Source organism: Paenibacillus turpanensis, from assembly GCF_011421635.1.
Taxonomy (GTDB): domain Bacteria; phylum Bacillota; class Bacilli; order Paenibacillales; family YIM-B00363; genus Paenibacillus_AK; species Paenibacillus_AK turpanensis.
The window spans coordinates 128,686-146,219 of record NZ_WTLI01000008.1; the positions used below are offsets into that span (position 1 = coordinate 128,686).

A 17,534-nucleotide genomic window follows, 5' to 3' on the forward strand; every position below is an offset into this window, starting at 1 on the left:
ATCGGTACGATCCTATTAAATGGAATTACATGGTATATTTACCGCGACAGGACAGCATCATAGAAGGTACGAGCCGCCTTTTCATGAAGGCGGTTTTTTTATCTAGTTAAGATGTATTTAAGAGATGATTAAGAACTTCATGCTACAATCAAAAGTATTGAAAAAGGGTGGATTGAAATGATATTGATTTGAAGAAGGAGAACCTGAATTGAAACGATTATTTCGAAAATGCACAGTAATCGTAAGTATGCTATTGGTAGCAGGCGCTTTTTTGTTCACAGCTTCGAAAGCAGCTCCGAACGACAAAATCGAGGAGATCAATCGGTTTGTTGAAGAACAAAGGCTGAAAGGGAAAATACCGGGGATTTCTCTGGTCATTGTAGAAAAAGGCGAGACGGTTTACGAACAAGGATTCGGATATGCCGATCTAAAGGAAAAAAAGCCAGTAACCGGAGATACCTTATTCGAATTAGGCTCGACAACGAAAGCCTTCACAGGGTTAGCTATATTTAAACTGGAGAAGGAAGGGTTGCTGAAGCGGACGGATGAAATCACGAAATACCTGCCATGGTTAGAGCTGATTTACAACGGGCAGCAGCAAAGGGTTACCATCGATCAGCTGCTCCATCACACAAGTGGTATCCCTTCTACCACCATAACGCTAATCCCGGAGAGCCATAAAGAGAATGCCCTAGAGGCAACCGTTAAGACATTGATAGGCCGGCCGCTTAACCGTGCGCCTGGAAGCTCGTTTGAATATGCTACCATTAATTATGATGTTCTAGGTCTACTCATCGAAACGGTGACCCAAATCCCCTACGATATTTATATGAAAGAGCATCTTCTTCATCCGATCGGGATGCATGACTCCTTCGTTGGACTTCATCAGGTGGCGTCCGACAAGCTGGCGGTTGGCTATAAACTAGGATTTATGAGGGAGCAGGTGTACACACCGCCCGTGTACCGGGGAAATATCCCTGCAGGATATATCGTCAGCAATGCTAAAGATATCGCGAAATGGTTACACATCCAGGTAGGTGCTGAGGTTCATCCTTTGATTGGAAAAGAGTTAATCGAAGCTTCACATCTTCCCGATTTATCTGTAGCCCCCTTTGATCAAAATACGCATTACGCTGGCGGCTGGGGAGTACTACAAGAAAATAATCGGACATACATTTTGCACTCGGGAGAAAATCCGACCTTCTCCTCTTATATGATTATGAATCCTAGCGAACAAATCGGAATCGCTGTTATGGCGAACATGAAGACGAGCTTTACGACAGCCATTGGCCAAGGAGTCATGGACCTATATGAGGGGAGAGCGGCAAACTCTAATCATGCGGACAGCTTTCAAACACTGGACCAAATCGTAACCTTTCTCTGTATCCTCATAGGTTGTATTGGTGCAGTTTTCGTTTTTCTGACGATATGGCTAATCACTAGGTTGGCGGGTAAGAAACGAAAATGGACAAGGATCACCGGAATTAGAGCTTTGGTTTTAGGGGTACATGTCTTAATTGTAGGAAGCGGAGTATTCTTAGTGCTTATGGCCCCCAACCTGCTGCTTGGCGGATTGCCATGGAGTTTTATTAAGGTATGGGCTCCTACGTCGCTCACGTTCTTTTTATATAGTTTTCTAGGCTGCTGCCTGATTTATTTGATATGGGGATTGATGCTTCTTTTTACGAAAAGAATGCGCAGTCGAAGGCTTGAAGCTGATAGTTAATCTAAGCCTGTTTGTCATGAATTTATCGTTGGTCAAATAAATGCAGCGTGAACTGACCTTGAATCCAAAAAAGGGTATAATAAAAGACATGTGAACTCTTAACAGAAAGAGGGGATTTGAGATGTCAGAGCTTTTACATAAAGCGGATCGCGTTCCGCCGGGGCAAACGCTGACGGATGGTTTTCCGGTTTTGCATTACGGCAGCGTGCCGCATTATAAGGATTTAAGTAAGTGGGATTTTAAGGTGTTCGGCTTGGTGGAAGAAGCGGTGACGCTGTCCTATGATGAATTTATGGGGCTGCCGAAGCAGGAATACAAGAATGACATTCACTGTGTCACGACGTGGTCGAAGCTGGACAATACGTGGGAAGGTATTCCGGTGTCAGCTGTGATGGAGCGGGTGAAGCTGAAGCCGGAAGCAAAATATGTGATGCTGCATGCTGAGCATGGCTGGACGACGAACCTGCCGATCGAGGACTTTTTGGCGGAAACCTCGTTCTTCGGATTGAAGCATAACGGGGTGGAGCTGACTCCGGATCATGGGTATCCGGTGCGCATGGTTGTTCCGCATCTGTACTTCTGGAAGAGCGCAAAGTGGCTGCGCGGCATTGAGTTTATGGAGCGGGATAAGCCGGGCTTCTGGGAGATGAACGGGTACCATATGTACGGAAATCCTTGGAAGGAGCAACGCTACGATTTTGATTAAAAGGAAAGGGGGGAGGGTCGACTTTGTCCATCGTTTAAGCCCTCCTGCCCCGTACAATTAATAAAAGCTAAAACAGCCTGATCCTCTGAACCAATCAAGAGAGATCAGGCTGTTTTTTTATTATTTCAAAGCCCACAGCCCTCCGGCATCATCGGCTGCGTACACATTTCCATCGGCATCTACAGTGATTTTGATGATATTCCCTGTCCCTTCAAGCTCACTGCGCAGCATTTCCTCACCATCGATCCCTGCTGCAAGATCTCCAGTTTTCGATCCAAGCATAACCGTGGCTTCCGCATTTGAATTGGTTCCGAGCAAATAAAGCAAGTCTTTCAGGAGATAGAGCATGAACGATGGGCCATCGACCTTCTAAGTCCGACTCTTGCCTGAATCGGCTTCCTTCACATGAAGAAATTGTAGAATCATAGGGACTAGGAGGACGAAAAAACCACAAATCAGCCCAACGGTATAAAAACCTCCTGTATGCAATAACCCCGATGCTAAAGCGGTTGAAAATGTCATGCCAAGATAAGTAGCCGAACTGTTAAATGCAAGCACCGTTCCCCGAAGTGCGGGGTTCAATTCGGACATAAATGTTGTTAAGGAAGACTGACCAACCCCGGTTGCAAAAGCCCAAATAAATTGTAAAACAACGGCAGCATAAAACCACGGTGTCATAAAAGGAATACTAACGATAAAAACTGCACAGCAGAGGCACGCAATCATTAATATACGTTTGCGGCCAAAGCGGTCGCTCATTATTCCCCCGAACCGATTCCCTAGAAAGTTCCCGAGCCCGGCAATTGAAAAAATAATTCCAAGCACTGCAGCCGATACTCCAAAGTTCACGGTGTAGAAAATACCCATATTCGCGAATAATCCTTGAAATGCCGCCCACCAAAGGAAAGTACTCAGTAAAGCAAACGGGATACTTCGATTAGAGAAGAGTAGGGCAACACTTTTACCGACCGTAAAATTATGATTCATGCTTTGGGTACCTATAGGAAGAAAAAGCCAAGCTATGTACGTTAGTGCCAATGTAATTCCGCCTACAAGTAAAAAACTCACTTTCCATGAAACGATCTCCGTAAGAAATAATCCAAGCGGTATGCCTAGCAGGTTTGCTGCTCCCATGGCGCCGGTAATCCTGCCCATCGCTCTACCGCGAAGCTCGGAACTTATCGTGTCGCCGATTAATGCAAACACACTCGGCATTACCATAGCCCCCCCAATCCCTGCGATACTTCGCAGCAGCAACAACTCGTAGAGGCTGCTTCCAATGGCAGTAAAAGCTGTCCCCAAGCCAAATAAAGCAAGTCCGGCAATGATCATTTTCTTTCTCCCGATGCGATCCGAAAGTGGACCGAACAAAGGGGCGGCCAAGCCGTAAAATAACGCATAAGAGGTAACCAATAGTCCACCGGATTCGATTGGAAAACCAACCTGGTTGGATAATATAGGTATTAAAGGAGCAATAATGAGGGCGTCTATTCCCACAAGAAATGAGCAGCACGTTAAGACAAAGATCAATTTGTTATGATTCATGATGGAGTCTCCATTCGTTGTTATATAATGAAAAATCCCGGCATAGGCCGGGACTTTATGCAGCTAGAAGCTGGATCTTCGGCTTTAGTTTGTTTCGTGTAGATATAGCAAAATCATTGCAGTTTTTTTACAACAAAGGTTGCGTATGGACGCAGTTGATTTAATTTGAGCGTTCTTTGTAATATAATTACATAAAATACTACTGTGGATCGGAGGGATTGGAATGGATAGCGAATTTGACTATCTGACAAAAGACGCTTTGTTATTAAAAAATCTTGTTGTTGCCATTGGCGAAGTTTCCGAAATTACAGGCGTCCCGACACGACAAATCCGTTATTGGGAAGAGAAGGGCTATATCTCCTCTATGACAGAAGGGGAGGGGACGACACGACGGTATGGTTATGTAACGATTAAAAAGATTTTGCTCATTAAAGAACTTCTTGATGATGGGTTTACATTGGATGCGGCGGCACAGAGAGTTGAAAAACGCATGGCAACCATTAATCAAGCGTTTGAGAAGCTAGTCAATGACATGTCTAAGGCAAAATAAGACGATTATGCTTTAGAAAATAGGATTTGGGGCGGATGGTGAAGATCATTCATTAGGTTTGGTACATCTGCATATAATCTTGCTCCAAATTCCGAGTTTAAGGCCACTTTCATGAGCTCTTCACTTTCAAATTCAAAGGAAGCGATTATATAAGGAGAAAATAAGCTGAATTGGGATTCAGTCACGTAGGAGTGATGAACGTTTTGAACCCCAGGCAGTGCATATATTAACGGGAGATGGACATCGATATAATGCCGGTTGAAACGGTCTGCGTTCTTAGGCTGTTCTAAGATAACGGTAACTTTCATCATTTTGTATTCCTCCTTAAGTGGAAATCATTGACGAGTAAGCAGCCACCGATCAAGGAGCTACTGCTCGTTTTCCGGTAGTTTGCCGATTGCTAAACATTGATCTATCCAAGTTATCCCCGATATTTTCCACCCTTCTTCTTCTCGAACTATGGTAAAACGCTCACCGCCAATTGCGTTCTTTTTCCCGGAAGATTTTCGTATCGCAGTATCAATACAGGATTTGGATTTTAAAGCTGGTGCTTCCTCGTCAATAATTCGTAGCCGTCCGGCGGCCGAATCGTAATCGTAGACAAACAATGCATGTTTGACTGGCCTTGCTGTTCTATTGGGGTTTCAATATGCGGAAAGTAGACACAACCTTTCTTCCTATGTATAAAATCTACATACATTGTAACTTAACTACAATTAGTGTCAATATGTTTCTGTTGGGCTGATTAAAATAATTGTAATTACAATCACGATAATGGATTCTTGGAAGATAATGATTCTATGGATTTACCGAAAAGTCATGATATAATGGCAACAAAAAAAGGTTCATCCAAAGAAAGCGTATACAATCAGTGGGATGAATGGGAGTAGAGTAGGATCAATGCATTTTACATAGCTGTATAGTCCTCAAACTTTCCTAACATATAGAGGATATACTAGACAGGATCTGAATACTCGGAACTGGGGGAGTTTTATGTTTAAGAGATTTGGGAGTTCCGAAAAAGCAACGGCTGCAAAACCATTTCAGTACGAGGTTCATATGAATGTGGTTGGAGATTTAGTTAACCAAATGGAAATGGTCCAATTAACGCATAACGATCTTCAATTGTTAGTTCACATTCAGCCTTATGTAAAGGCGAATATCGAATCGGTTGTAACGAGATTCTATGCAAACTTGGCGCATGAAACCTCGCTCCAGCAAATTATTAATGATAACAGCAGCGTCGAACGGTTGAAAAAGACGTTAACCTCACACATCGTTCAAATGTTCGATGGAAAGATTGACCAAGCCTTTATTGAACAGCGGTTTAAAATTGCACATATTCACTCCAAAATCGGTCTGCAGCCGAAGTGGTATATGTGTGCATTTCAGGATCTGCTTCTTTCTTTAATGGACGTTATTACTACCATTCCTGCGGGAGAAATTAGCCACTTGGATGCCATCCGGGCGGTTACGAAAATTATAAATATTGAGCAGCAAATCGTATTGGAAGCTTATGAGCTCGAAAATGAAAAAACGCGCAAGCTCTATGCGGAAACGAAAACGAAGATTACACAGCAGGTGTCCACAAGCTCCGTGGAGCTCGCATCCATCACAGAGCAGTGCAGCGCTTCGCTTCAGGAAATTTCTTCGCAAACTCAAGAAATCGTAAGCAGCGCGAAAAAAGCCCTGGAAGGATCGCAGAAGATTGAGAAAAACTCCGTAGATGGCAAAAGCCGTCTTGTCAATCAGCAGACGATTCTCCAAACGGTAGACCAAGGGATCGCGGGGATCTCGAAGGAGATTTCGGTCCTTCAGGAAGTATCCGGCCAAATCCAAGCGATTACCAATATAATTAAAGAAATCGCTGATCAGACGAACCTGCTGGCCCTCAACGCATCCATTGAGGCTGCGCGGGCTGGAGAGCAGGGAAGAGGCTTTGCGGTGGTAGCCGGAGAGGTGAAAAAGCTGGCGGAGCAAACCCGTACTGCATTGTCCGAGGTAACGGATCTGATCGGAAAAACCGGCAGTCAGATCGACATCGTAACGAAAAGCCTTCCTTCGATCTCTGCAAGCATCTCACACGCCACCACGTCCATGCAGGAAACGAGTGAGTTTTTCAATCACATTGTAGAAAGCGCAGCGTCTATTAAGGGTGATAATATGCGGATCGAGGACGAACTTGCTGCTTTTGCAAAAGTGATCGATGAGATATCCGGGGCGGTTAATCTTGTGGCCTCTTCGGCTGAGGATTTAACCGGATTAGTCCAAGGATTATAAAGGAATTAAGGAGCTGCCCATGCAAAGGGAGCTCCTTTTTTTGTTAGCAGGTCTAAATGTCCGTAACGAGAAGCTGAACTATGTAAGGAAGTGAAAACGAAAAAAAGACCCTGAATTGGCCTTAGCCTAGGGTCTCTCAGATTATAAAATTATTGGGTGTTGCATTTAAACGGAGGCAGCCGCAGCTATTTATTCCTCCGCTACATCGTAAATGACTCGAGCGATTAAATCCTGATTATAGTTGCCAAAGTTTTGGCCGTAAATGGTCAAGCCACCGGTTCGGCCATTCTCGGAAACCGCAAGCTTAAATTTGAGATCCGACTGCTGATTGAGGCCGATGTCGTTGATCGTTACATTGGAAATCCGGCAGCCGTCGATGAAGGAGCCTTCATCATTGATTCTCAGCAGCTTGATCATCCCGAATTGATTAAGATGGGGCGGCCACCAATCTGGATTGTGGGTGCCTTTCTCCCCGCCAAAATCTCCGGGCGAGGTCCAGGTTCCGAGCTCGATGTTATTTAAATAAAAGATAATATCCGACGGATAATTGTTGTTGTAGCTTGGAGCCTCCGAGCTCAGTTCCATTGTGAATTGCAGCTCTTTAAAGCTTTGATTTGGTTTTAAGTAGTTCGGAATCCGATATTCCAAAAAGCCGCGGGTCAGCCAGACGATCCCTGCATTAATATGCTGCGGGTCGGCAAAATAGCGGGGATCGTCAAATTCCCCGATAATGCTGTCCTTCGTGGCAAGTCCGCAGGTGGGTACAGCCTGATAATCGCAATAATGGCCTACTTTAATATCTACCTCGTAAACATGATCCTCGCCTTTGGGCTTGAGCTCAACGGTAAGCAGGTCCTCATTTAGATAACAAATTTTTTGAAGCCCGTGCTTGCCAACTGCGGTCGTAATATCGATTAATCCGCTATCCTCGAGCTTTTTGATATGCATCGTCACCGCGCCGTTCGTTAGCCCAAGCTTTGAGGCGATTTCATTTAAATTTAAGCTTTCATGCCGCGTAAGCAGCTCCAAGATTTCGATGCGAATGTCCGAGCTTAGCGCTTTAAAAATATTAAGGCCGGACCGAAGGTTCTTTATATGAATCAAGGGTCGATCATCGTCCTCTCATTGAATGTTTATCATTTTAACTAAGTATAAAACAAAATGAGGATACTGAAAAGAAAAATCTAAAATAAAGGATTTTCCAAATTAGCTAATAACAAGAGATAAATTGAATGAGATATGGACAAATAGTAAGAAAAATGTGAAAAATTTAAGGTGTTCTAATAAAAAAAATATACAAATAAAACGAAAACGCATACAAAATTAGCGTTGACAAATCATACCGTGATTATTATCATAATAAATATAAATCAATTTAAAAAAGTTTAAAACTAAAGGCTTCAAGCCCGAAAGGGTTTAGCATATTAATTCTATGTATATGAGGGGGAACCAAGATGAATAAGCGCTTATTAAGCATGCTTTCCGTTTTGCTCGTATCCACTTCCGTCCTTGCAGCATGCTCGGGGAGTAGCGGAAATGAAAGCGGTGCCAAGTCTGAAGGAGGAGAAAGCGGCGGCGGCAAAACAACGAAGCTGGAGTTTTGGACGTTTCAGCAGCTGCATGCCAACTATTATACGGAGATGGCGAAGAGATGGAACCAAGCCAACCCGGATAAACAAATTGAGCTGGTCGCTAACGTGAGCCCGTTTGATGATGTGCACAATAAGCTTCTTGTATCGCTTCAATCCGGCAGCGGTGCTCCAGATCTAGCTGACATTGAGCTTGGCAAGTTCCCGAACTTTATGAAAGGGGAGCCGCAGCTTGAGCCGCTTAACGATATTATCGAGCCGGAGCTGAATAACCTGGTCAAATCCCGCTTTGATATTTATGCAAAGGGCGGAAAGTATTATGGTGTAGATTACCATGTAGGCGCTTCCGTTATCTATTATAACAAAGAATTGCTAGATAAGGCAGGCGTAAATCCGGATAATATTAAAACTTGGGATGATTACGCGAAGGCAGGAAAGCAGGTCTTGGAAAAAACAGGCGTTCCGATGACTACGCTCGAAACTACTGAACAGTGGTCGATGTGGCTGCAAACCGCGCAGCAGCCGGCAAAGGGAGATTTACTGAATGAGAAGCTGGAGCCGAACCTGGACAGCCCGGAAGTGGTTAAGGTGATGAAATGGCAGCAGGAGCTGATGAAGTCCGGCGTTGCGGTTTCCGCTCCAGGCGGTTTCCACCATGCGGAGGAATATTTCGGCTTTATGAATTCCGGCGGTGCCGCTTCGATTTGGATGCCGCTCTGGTACATGGGGCGCTTTACAGACAGCATGCCTGATCTGAAGGGCAAAATGATTGTACGCCCGATGCCGGCTTGGTCCGCAGGCGAGCCGCGTTCGGCAGGTATGGGCGGAACGGCGACAGTTGTTACGAAGCAGTCTAAGAATGTAGAGCTGGCGAAGCAATTCCTGGCCTTCTCGAAAATTTCCAAGGAAGGCAGCACGGCGACTTGGACGGAGCTCGGGTTTGATCCGATACGCAGTGATGTTTGGACCTCCCCGGCGATGAAAGAGAAAAACAAGTTTACAGATTATTTCGGAGATAACATTTTCGATGTTCTGACCCAAGTGAAGGATGAAATCGAAGGCATTAATATCGGTGAAAAGACACCACAGGTAATCGATGCGATTAAGACTCAGGTCAATGCGCGTATTCTTGTGGATCAGGAAGATGTAAACAAAGTACTTACTGAGGTTAATAATTCACTGAAATAATAATTAACGAAGCAGCGTATCACTGGCCATTCCTGCCGGTGATACTGCTGTTCGGGAGGGAGGTATTCAAATGGCGGGAAGTGCCCCCGAAACAGCGCAAGTCGTAAAGGGGAAGCAGGTAGTCAAACGGACGAATTTTTTATATTCACAGAGGCTCGCGCCGTATGTTTTTGTTCTTCCGTTTTTGATTTCCTTCGCGGTGTTTTTCGCGTATCCGGTATTATCGGCGATCAATATGAGCTTTCAGCATATTGTACCGGGCGAGGCCGAATATGTAGGCTTTAAAAATTATCAAGAGCTGATGAATCCGACGTTCTGGAAGGCCATTCAAAACAGTACGATTTACACCGTATTGACGATTGCTTTGTTAATCCCGATTCCATTGGTTCTGGCTGTTTTCCTTAATTCGAAGGTAATGGTGTTCAAAAACTTTTTCCGCTCGACGCTGTTTATTCCTGCTTTGACCTCGGTTGTTGTTGCAGGTACGGTGTTCCGCCTTGCATTCGGGGAGCTTGAGGGGTCGCTGATGAACTCGATCATCACTGCACTCGGCTTTGAGAAGCAGAAATGGCTGGGCAGCCAGTGGCTGGCGATGATGACCCTGCTGATTTTAGCCTGCTGGCGCTGGATCGGCATTAACCTTCTCTATTTTATGGCTGGCTTGCAAAACATCCCGAAGGAGCTTTACGAATCGGCCTCCATTGATGGAGCGACAACGTGGAAGCAATTTACTAATATTACGGTTCCGCTGCTGAAGCCGATTACGATTTATGTATTTACGATTAGTATTTACGGCGGCTATGCAATGTTTACCGAGAGCTACATGCTATGGAGCGGGAACCGTTCGCCGAAGGATATCGGGCTTACCATCGTCGGTTACTTGTACCGCACCGGCTGGGAGCAGTTTAACCTTGGCCTCGGATCCGCGGTAGGGATTGTGCTTCTTCTAATTACATTTACGATAACCATCATCCAGCTGAAATTTTTTGGATTGTTCAAAAAGGAGGATTAACCGATGGAAACGACACGAACCTCGGCATGGACAATCAATCGGCTGCTGCTGCTCTTGTTATTCATAGGGTTTGCGGTATTCGCGCTGTTTCCTTTAATCACTTTGACTGTTGCTTCTTTTAAGCCGGCCCAAGAGCTGATTCGTTTCGGTCTGAATTTGCGGTTGGATAAGGAACTGCTCACTTTCGATAATTACAAACATATCTTTTCGCCCAAAGAGCACTACTTAACTTGGTATAAAAACAGCATCCTGATTACGGTGATTTATACGGTGCTGTGCTTGCTTTTCTCCTCCATGGTCGGTTACGGCTTGGCGGTTTATAAGTTTAAGCTGCGCAATGTGGTTTTTGTTTTGGTGCTTGTTATTATGGCGGTGCCGGTAGAAATCATTATGCTGCCGCTGTATCAGCTGGCGATTAAATTGAAGCTGATCAACAACATGTGGGGTGTCATTTTACCGTTTATCGTTGCGCCGCTGCCGGTTTTCTTTTTCCGCCAGTATGCCGCAGGGCTGCCCAAAGATTTTCTGGATGCGGGACGGGTGGACGGCTGTACCGAGTACGGCATTTTCTTCCGCATTATGATGCCGCTCATGCTGCCTGCGTTTTCCTCGATGGCCATATTGCAGGCGCTGTGGAGCTGGAACAACTTCTTGTGGCCGCTCATTGTTTTGAACGACACGGATAAGCTGACGATTCCAATCGGGCTATCCACGCTGCTTACGCCTTATGGCAACAATTATCAGGTTTTGATCGCCGGCTCGGTGTTTGCGATTATTCCCGTACTTATCGTGTTTGTATTTTTCCAACGTTATTTTATAGAAGGAATGACGGCTGGCGGGGTAAAAGGGTAGGGATAAGCAGCTTAGGGGGTTAGAAAATGCAACAAAAAAAGCTGGTCCTCCTGATGGCGATGGCGACCCTTTGGCTCTTGCTCCTATTGCCGGGCTGCAGCGGCAGTGATTTCTCGGGACAGCGTTCGAAAGGAGAATCCGCGGTGTATCATAATCCGGTTATCGAGCAGCGCGCCGATCCATGGGTTTACAAGCATGAAGACGGATACTACTATTTCACGGCGTCAGTGCCTGAATATGATCGAATCGAGGTGCGCCGAGCCCAGACGATTCAAGGGCTGGGCGATGCCAAGCCGGTTACGGTGTGGACGAAGAAGGAAAGCGGAGTGATGAGCCAGCATATTTGGGCGCCTGAAATTCATTTTATCGATGGCAAATGGTACATCTACTTCGCGGCGGCGAGGGAGGATGCGCCGTTCGATCACCGGATGTATGTGCTGGAGAATAGCTCTGCGAACCCGCTGGAAGGGTCTTGGACGGAAAAAGGCCAGATTAAAACGGAATGGGAGTCGTTCTCTCTCGATGCCACCACCTTTGAACACAAAGGAATCCGCTATCTCGTCTGGGCGCAAAAGGACCCGAGAATTCACGGGAATTCGAATTTGTATATTGCCGAGATGGAAAATCCTTGGACGATTAAGGGAAAACCATCGATGCTGTCGCGGCCGGAATTTGCGTGGGAAACGATCGGTTTTCATGTTAATGAAGGGGCCGCGGTGCTCAAGCGCAACGGCAAAATTTTTATGACCTACTCGGGAAGTGCGACCGATGATAATTATGCGATGGGGCTGCTAACGGCTGACGAATCGGCGGATGTACTCGATCCGAATTCATGGTCGAAGTCGGAAACTCCGGTGTTTCGCAGCAGTACGGAGCACGGCCAGTATGGGCCGGGCCATAACAGCTTTACCGTTGCCGAGGATGGCGTCACGGATGTGATGGTATACCATGCGCGAAATTACAAGGATATTCAGGGTGATCCGCTGTATGACCCGAACCGGCACACACGTGCTCAGGCTTTCAGCTGGAAAGAGGACGGAACGCCGGAATTTGGAGTGCCCGTACCTGATGCAAAACCCGAAACGTAGCGAGAACCTGACTCCAAGTATGTCGGGAAGTTTTCGCAGTAAGATGCTAGGAATATAGATAATGGAGGAGAGAGTGCTATGGTGTATTCACAAGAGACGATTCATAACCCCGTGCTGGAGCAGCGCGCCGATCCATGGGTTTATAAGCATACGGACGGTTATTATTATTTTTCTGCTTCGGTACCGGAGTACGACCGCATTGAAATCCGCAGATCTCGCACGATTCAAGGGCTTGCGGAAGGGGAAACGGCTGTCGCTTGGCGAAAGCGGGATACGGGCTTAATGAGTGCTAATATTTGGGCGCCAGAAATTCATTATATTGACGGCAAGTGGTACATTTACTTTGCCGCCGCCCACACGTCGGAGACGATGAACGGGCTGTTCGACCATCGCATGTATGTGCTGGAGAACGAATCGGCCAATCCGCTTGAAGGAGAATGGGTGGAGAAGGGGCAGCTTAAAACAGATTGGGAATCCTTCGCATTGGATGCGACGACCTTTGAACATAACGGTGTCCGGTATTTGGTCTGGGCGCAGAAAGACCCGAATATTACCGGCAATTCGAATTTATATATCGCGGAAATGGAAAACCCGTGGACGATTAAAAGCCCGCAGGTGATGATCTCTAAGCCGGAGCTGGAATGGGAGATTATCGGATTTTGGGTAAATGAAGGGGCGGCCGTACTGAAACGCAACGGGCGGATCTTCATTAGCTATTCGGCGAGCGCGACGGATTACAATTACTGTATGGGGCTGCTGTGGGCAGTGGATACAGCGGATTTGCTCAATCCGGATTCATGGACAAAATCGCAGGTGCCTGTGTTCCAAAGCAACAGCACAACCGGGCAGTATGGACCGGGCCATAACAGCTTTACCGTTGCCGAGGATGGCATCACGGATGTGATCGTTTACCATGCGCGTAATTACAAGGATATTGAGGGTGATCCGCTCTATGACCCGAATCGGCACACCCGTGCGCAGGCGTTCACATGGAATGAAAACGGTACGCCGAATTTTGGAGTACCGGTGCCTGACACCGTCCGCGAGCGGGTATAGCTGAATTTATATTAGAATACGCTGCAAATGAAATAGATGAAAACCCACTCAGCCGCATCGAAGATTATTCGAGCTGCCAGTGGGTTTTCTTTTTCTTTAGGTTTGCCGTTTCTTAAATTCCGATTTGTGCTCATACATCGCTTCGTCAGCCAAGCGGACGAGCTCCTCCGCAGAGAGCTTCATATCCTTCTCGTACCGCTGCAGGCCGTAACTGAACGTAATCGGATAAGGCTTGACTCCAGCTGCATTATAAATTTCAAACGCATGCAGCGCTTTCTGCCAAATCGCTTCAACTTCACCCACTGATTTATTGACGAATAAGAGAATGAACTCGTCCCCGCCGTAACGAAACAGCGTATCGTTCGTATCCAGCTTCGCCTGAATAATCCGGCAAACCGTACGAATCATGTCGTCTCCTTCAGCGTGACCGTAACTGTCGTTAACCAATTTAAGGTTATTAATATCGATGAAGCATATCGTGAGCGAGCTCTCCTGCATCTCCGCTTCCAGCAGCTCAATGCCCTTTCGCCGGTTGAGAACGCCAGTTAGAGTATCGGTGGATGCGTGAATCGTCAGCTCGCTCTCCAGCTTTTTCAGCTCAGTAATATCTGTAATCCCCGCAAGGATACACCGCTCATGATCGTAATCCACAAGCTCGTAATTGACCAAGACCCATTTGTAATCCGGTCCGATTTTCCCCTCAACATGGACATTCTTGATACTGCCCTTCAGCTTCAGCTCTTCTACTATAGCCGCTCGTTCCTCTGCGTGTTTGTAAAGAAAGCGTGCATTTCGATCCCTGGAATTGACATCGCGAAGCTGAAAAAATTCAACGGCTTTATCATTAATGAGCTTAATCTTTCCTTGCTCCAGGGTCGTGAGAATGAGCGGAAACGGGTTAACCTCAAAAAACTTCCGGAACTGCTCGCTCTGTTTTTCAAGCTGAACTTTGGAATAATGATTTTGCTTTTGATACGAATACATGACGAGCACGATCATGAAGGCGACAAAAGCCGTCACCGTGGTGTTGATTTGCTTGGACATTAACAGCTGCGCATCCTTGTTGACAAAGGAGAGCGAGTATAGGAAGAACGTATGATTCACGCAAAGAACGGCTAAAAACTTAACGGGATGAATGGGGAGCACAACGGAAACACCGATGGTAATCATAATGTAAGCATCGACATTGCCTGTCAGCTGCTGGCTGTTCAGCGAGGCGACTGCACCCATTAGTAAATAAAGGGAGCAGCTTATAAGAATAAGCGTCTCAGCCCACTTCGATGTCAGAAACGCAGGCTTGCTGTGAATAAAGCGGTATAAAGCCAAGTAGCAAGCGGATAAAACAAACCCGGATAAATGAATCAAGGCAAGAGTATGGCGGAAGCCGGGGGTGCCGGTTTTGGTGTAAAGGACGAAATCTGCATAAACATAATAGGCATATAGAAATAGCATGACGATCGAAATACTTTGCAGCCGGTTTAATAAATGCCCGCGGTGCATCGTCCTGAACTCCATGCTGCCGTAGGATAGGGCAAGCTTTGTTTGGTTATAAATGCTTTGAATGCGGGAAGACAGAAATGGGAGTATGCGCATGATGTTATCCTCTGTGATGATTTGTAATGATTTTATCACAATTGGATGCAAACAGATAGAAAAAGAGTGGACGGACAACGAAGGAGATAATTTTTTGATAGGGCATGAATGGAATTTTAAATAATCGGAATAGTAAAAGATGTAAATTTATTCCGCAAGTTGGAAACGAGAGGAAGGAGCGCTGCTATTGGACATTGCGATTATGGGGGCCGGTCTTTCAGGGTTAGCATGCGCCATAACCTTAGAACAGCACGGGGTTACACCGCATGTGTACGAAAACAGAAGCCGGGTCGGAGACCGGTTTGTCAGTGCGGAGGTCTTATTTTCGTTCATTAGCCGTCCCGTAAAGGATTGTATTGAGTACTTGTCCGAACAATTTCATTTATATTTGCAGCCTTTGGCAAGCGTTCAAAACTTATTGATTTATTCTCCGAATGCGGCAGCCTCGATTGACGGATATTTAGGATTTACCAATTTGCGCGGGAGAGAGCAGGAGTCATTTGAGGCTCAACTCAGCCGTCAGCTGAAAACTCCGATTACATTGAATTCGCAAAAATCGTACGAGCAGCTGCTGCGTGAGTATACCCACATTGTGATGGCAACCGGCGATGCGGATTACGGTGTTAAAACGAATAATTTTCGCAAAGATTTTACGGTATGCATTAAAGGTGCGATGGTGGAAGGAAGCTTCGACCGAAACACAGTCCGAGCATGGCTTAATTACGACGCCTCTCCGGGAGGCTACGGGTATCTCATCCCGATTTCGGAACAGAAGGCGAATATCGTTATTGCGTATTCAGAGCATCGGACCGGTGTGGTTAGGCAAATGGAGCCTTCATGGGATTTGTTCAAAGGACTTGTTGAGAAAGAGTTAGGGCAGACCTTGCGTGTTACCGATCATTTTGAAATATCTCAATATGCGGTTGGGATTTGTAATGAGGGAAGAATCGGCAACACTTTTTTTGTAGGGAATTGCTTTGGCTGTATCATGCCCTATCTTGGATTCGGCCAATTCGCGTCAATCCTGACCGGAGTGTATGCCGCTTACGATCTGCTCGGTCTCGGCAAGTATGAGGAGCTTACGGCAGCGATTCGGCAAAGCTATGAAAATTCACTTGTGCTTCGCAGAAGCATGGAGCAGCTGACGAATAAGGATTTGGATCTTGTTGTGGGCTTTCTAGACGGGTACTGGGGAGACAAGCTGCTGAAAACGTCACGGTTCGATCCGTTTAAAGTGGCCAGCTACTTATTGCGTCCCTATGTAAAGCTCAAGGTTGGAGCTACATCTTGAGCATTTGAATGATGAATGAAAAGGGGAATGGGTTTTGCCAACAGAAAACGCAGCAGCACTGACCTCTTCCGAAGTCGGTTATGTTTGGTCGGGGTACATGATTGATGACATGTCGATTCAATTTCTCAACGTATTTCATGAGCAGGTGAAGAGTCCGGCTATTCAAAAGCATATTCAAGCGGCAAAGACGCTTGCCATGCAGCAAAACGAACAGCGGAGGAAGCTTCTTACGAATGATGGGTTTCCGGTGCCGATCGGATTTAGCAAAGAAGAATCCGACCCGTCTGCTCCGTCTCTCTTTACCGAGCATTTTTTTTACTTTTACTTGATGAATGCCTCTCGGCTAGGCTTGCATTTCTATTCCGAAGCGATTTCCAATTCGGTACGGGAGGATGTCCGCACGTTCTGTGAAAGCTGTTTCCGGGATGCCACTCAGCTGTATATGAACTTAATCCGCGAAATGATGGAGGGAGGGCTCTATATTCCCCATCCTTCCATTCCTGCACCGGAGCAGGCCGAATTCATACAGAAGGAAAGCTTTTTGCACGGCTGGTTTGGCGATACGCGCCCGCTGCATAGTATGGAGATGGCAAACTTGTACAAATCAGTGGAGATTATTTCGATCATCATTGCGATGTGCACTGCTTTCGGACAAACGGCGGAAGGGCAGGATACCCGAACGATGATGCACCGGGGGCGTGAGCTGGTTAGAGAGCATTATCATCGCTTCGGCGAGCTTTTAGAGGAAAGTGATCTGCCCGTACCGGCATTAAGGGATGCCGATGTAACGGCGTCGGTTACGCGGTGCTTCTCCGACCGGTTGATGCTTTGCCATACTGCGGGCTTGTTTGGGGCGCTTATTACCCATTATGGACAGGCTTTGGGCACGGTTATGAAGCATGACCTCGTCAAGGAGTATACCATGCGGATCGGCGAGGCTGGGGCGTTTTCGCACGATTTGACGCAACTCTTAATTTCGCATGAATGGCTGGAAAAGACGCCGGGGGCGGTCGATCGGAAAGCGCTGCTCAGTAGATGATAAAGCGGAAAGGCGTCAT

16 protein-coding genes are annotated in these 17,534 nt (G+C 46.3%); 11 read left to right on the forward strand and 5 right to left on the reverse strand.

The genetic code is table 11. The features are described 5' to 3' along the window. Window positions 1-247 precede the first annotated feature (247 nt). The gene (locus tag GQS10_RS09345; RefSeq protein WP_166241324.1) at window positions 248-1,726 is read left to right on the forward strand and encodes a serine hydrolase domain-containing protein; all 1,479 of its coding nucleotides are present in this window, start codon (window positions 248-250) and stop codon (window positions 1,724-1,726) included. Window positions 1,727-1,847: 121 nt separating this feature from the next. Beyond that, window positions 1,848-2,432, forward strand: coding sequence for a sulfite oxidase-like oxidoreductase (locus GQS10_RS09350; protein WP_166241326.1), 585 nt, complete (start codon window positions 1,848-1,850; stop codon window positions 2,430-2,432). 120 nt (window positions 2,433-2,552) lie between these two features. Here GQS10_RS09350 and GQS10_RS09355 read toward each other — a convergent pair whose 3' ends face one another. Both GQS10_RS09355 and GQS10_RS09360 read right to left on the reverse strand, forming a co-directional pair. Continuing rightward, on the reverse strand, window positions 2,553-2,714 hold the full coding sequence (locus GQS10_RS09355; RefSeq protein ID WP_166241328.1) for a hypothetical protein: 162 nt from the start codon (window positions 2,712-2,714) through the stop codon (window positions 2,553-2,555). An 87-nt stretch (window positions 2,715-2,801) separates the two neighbouring features. Next, window positions 2,802-3,977 carry an MFS transporter gene (locus GQS10_RS09360; RefSeq protein ID WP_166241330.1) on the reverse strand — a complete coding sequence of 392 codons (1,176 nt, stop codon included), beginning with the start codon at window positions 3,975-3,977 and terminating at the stop codon, window positions 2,802-2,804. Window positions 3,978-4,200: 223 nt separating this feature from the next. Between GQS10_RS09360 and GQS10_RS09365 the strand changes: the two genes are divergently transcribed. Further along, entirely contained in the window at window positions 4,201-4,527 is a 327-nt protein-coding gene (locus GQS10_RS09365; RefSeq protein WP_166241332.1) for a MerR family transcriptional regulator, read from the forward strand. Window positions 4,528-4,532: 5 nt separating this feature from the next. Here the strand turns inward: GQS10_RS09365 and GQS10_RS09370 are convergent, their stop codons facing one another. Further along, window positions 4,533-4,838, reverse strand: coding sequence for an EthD family reductase (locus tag GQS10_RS09370; RefSeq protein ID WP_166241334.1), 306 nt, complete (start codon window positions 4,836-4,838; stop codon window positions 4,533-4,535). Window positions 4,839-5,520: 682 nt separating this feature from the next. Here GQS10_RS09370 and GQS10_RS23475 point away from each other — a divergent pair. Beyond that, window positions 5,521-6,807, forward strand: coding sequence for a globin-coupled sensor protein (locus tag GQS10_RS23475; RefSeq protein ID WP_279537961.1), 1,287 nt, complete (start codon window positions 5,521-5,523; stop codon window positions 6,805-6,807). Window positions 6,808-6,996: 189 nt separating this feature from the next. Here the strand turns inward: GQS10_RS23475 and GQS10_RS09380 are convergent, their stop codons facing one another. Further along, window positions 6,997-7,911 carry an ArsR/SmtB family transcription factor gene (locus tag GQS10_RS09380; protein WP_166241335.1) on the reverse strand — a complete coding sequence of 305 codons (915 nt, stop codon included), beginning with the start codon at window positions 7,909-7,911 and terminating at the stop codon, window positions 6,997-6,999. A 350-nt stretch (window positions 7,912-8,261) separates the two neighbouring features. Here GQS10_RS09380 and GQS10_RS09385 point away from each other — a divergent pair, with 350 nt between their 5' ends. From GQS10_RS09385 to GQS10_RS09405, 5 genes are all read left to right on the forward strand, one after another. Next, complete coding sequence (locus GQS10_RS09385; RefSeq protein ID WP_166241337.1) at window positions 8,262-9,584, forward strand: ABC transporter substrate-binding protein; 1,323 nt, start codon at window positions 8,262-8,264, stop codon at window positions 9,582-9,584. Window positions 9,585-9,654: 70 nt separating this feature from the next. Beyond that, a complete protein-coding gene (locus tag GQS10_RS09390) occupies window positions 9,655-10,596 on the forward strand; it encodes a carbohydrate ABC transporter permease (RefSeq protein ID WP_166241339.1) in 942 nt (313 codons plus the stop codon). A 3-nt stretch (window positions 10,597-10,599) separates the two neighbouring features. Continuing rightward, window positions 10,600-11,448, forward strand: a complete 849-nt coding sequence (locus tag GQS10_RS09395) for a carbohydrate ABC transporter permease (protein WP_166241341.1) — start codon at window positions 10,600-10,602, stop codon at window positions 11,446-11,448. Between the two features lie 26 nt (window positions 11,449-11,474). Further along, entirely contained in the window at window positions 11,475-12,536 is a 1,062-nt protein-coding gene (locus tag GQS10_RS09400; RefSeq protein ID WP_243735068.1) for a glycoside hydrolase family 43 protein, read from the forward strand. A 78-nt stretch (window positions 12,537-12,614) separates the two neighbouring features. After that, a complete protein-coding gene (locus GQS10_RS09405) occupies window positions 12,615-13,592 on the forward strand; it encodes a glycoside hydrolase family 43 protein (RefSeq protein ID WP_166241343.1) in 978 nt (325 codons plus the stop codon). Window positions 13,593-13,688: 96 nt separating this feature from the next. Here the strand turns inward: GQS10_RS09405 and GQS10_RS23645 are convergent, their stop codons facing one another. Further along, window positions 13,689-15,224, reverse strand: coding sequence for a diguanylate cyclase domain-containing protein (locus tag GQS10_RS23645; protein WP_166241345.1), 1,536 nt, complete (start codon window positions 15,222-15,224; stop codon window positions 13,689-13,691). Window positions 15,225-15,372: 148 nt separating this feature from the next. On the opposite strand from GQS10_RS23645, the gene GQS10_RS09415 reads away from it, so the two are divergent. Then, window positions 15,373-16,476: an NAD(P)-binding protein gene (locus tag GQS10_RS09415; protein ID WP_166241347.1), complete on the forward strand. Its 1,104-nt coding sequence runs from the start codon at window positions 15,373-15,375 to the stop codon at window positions 16,474-16,476. 34 nt (window positions 16,477-16,510) lie between these two features. Next, window positions 16,511-17,515: a DUF3231 family protein gene (locus GQS10_RS09420; RefSeq protein WP_243735069.1), complete on the forward strand. Its 1,005-nt coding sequence runs from the start codon at window positions 16,511-16,513 to the stop codon at window positions 17,513-17,515. Window positions 17,516-17,534: the final 19 nt, after the last annotated feature.

Bases quoted from the DNA above. Each gene is read 5' to 3' on its own strand.
- GQS10_RS09360 (WP_166241330.1), bottom strand. From the start codon at position 3,977: ATGAATCATAACAAATTGATCTTTGTCTTAACGTGCTGCTCATTTCTT.
- GQS10_RS09390 (WP_166241339.1), top strand. From the start codon at position 9,655: ATGGCGGGAAGTGCCCCCGAAACAGCGCAAGTCGTAAAGGGGAAGCAG.
- GQS10_RS09405 (WP_166241343.1), top strand. From the start codon at position 12,615: ATGGTGTATTCACAAGAGACGATTCATAACCCCGTGCTGGAGCAGCGC.
- GQS10_RS09385 (WP_166241337.1), top strand. From the start codon at position 8,262: ATGAATAAGCGCTTATTAAGCATGCTTTCCGTTTTGCTCGTATCCACT.
- GQS10_RS09370 (WP_166241334.1), bottom strand. From the start codon at position 4,838: ATGATGAAAGTTACCGTTATCTTAGAACAGCCTAAGAACGCAGACCGT.
- GQS10_RS23475 (WP_279537961.1), top strand. From the start codon at position 5,521: ATGTTTAAGAGATTTGGGAGTTCCGAAAAAGCAACGGCTGCAAAACCA.
- GQS10_RS09350 (WP_166241326.1), top strand. From the start codon at position 1,848: ATGTCAGAGCTTTTACATAAAGCGGATCGCGTTCCGCCGGGGCAAACG.
- GQS10_RS09345 (WP_166241324.1), top strand. From the start codon at position 248: ATGCTATTGGTAGCAGGCGCTTTTTTGTTCACAGCTTCGAAAGCAGCT.
- GQS10_RS09355 (WP_166241328.1), bottom strand. From the start codon at position 2,714: ATGCTTGGATCGAAAACTGGAGATCTTGCAGCAGGGATCGATGGTGAG.
- GQS10_RS09400 (WP_243735068.1), top strand. From the start codon at position 11,475: ATGCAACAAAAAAAGCTGGTCCTCCTGATGGCGATGGCGACCCTTTGG.
- GQS10_RS09395 (WP_166241341.1), top strand. From the start codon at position 10,600: ATGGAAACGACACGAACCTCGGCATGGACAATCAATCGGCTGCTGCTG.
- GQS10_RS09365 (WP_166241332.1), top strand. From the start codon at position 4,201: ATGGATAGCGAATTTGACTATCTGACAAAAGACGCTTTGTTATTAAAA.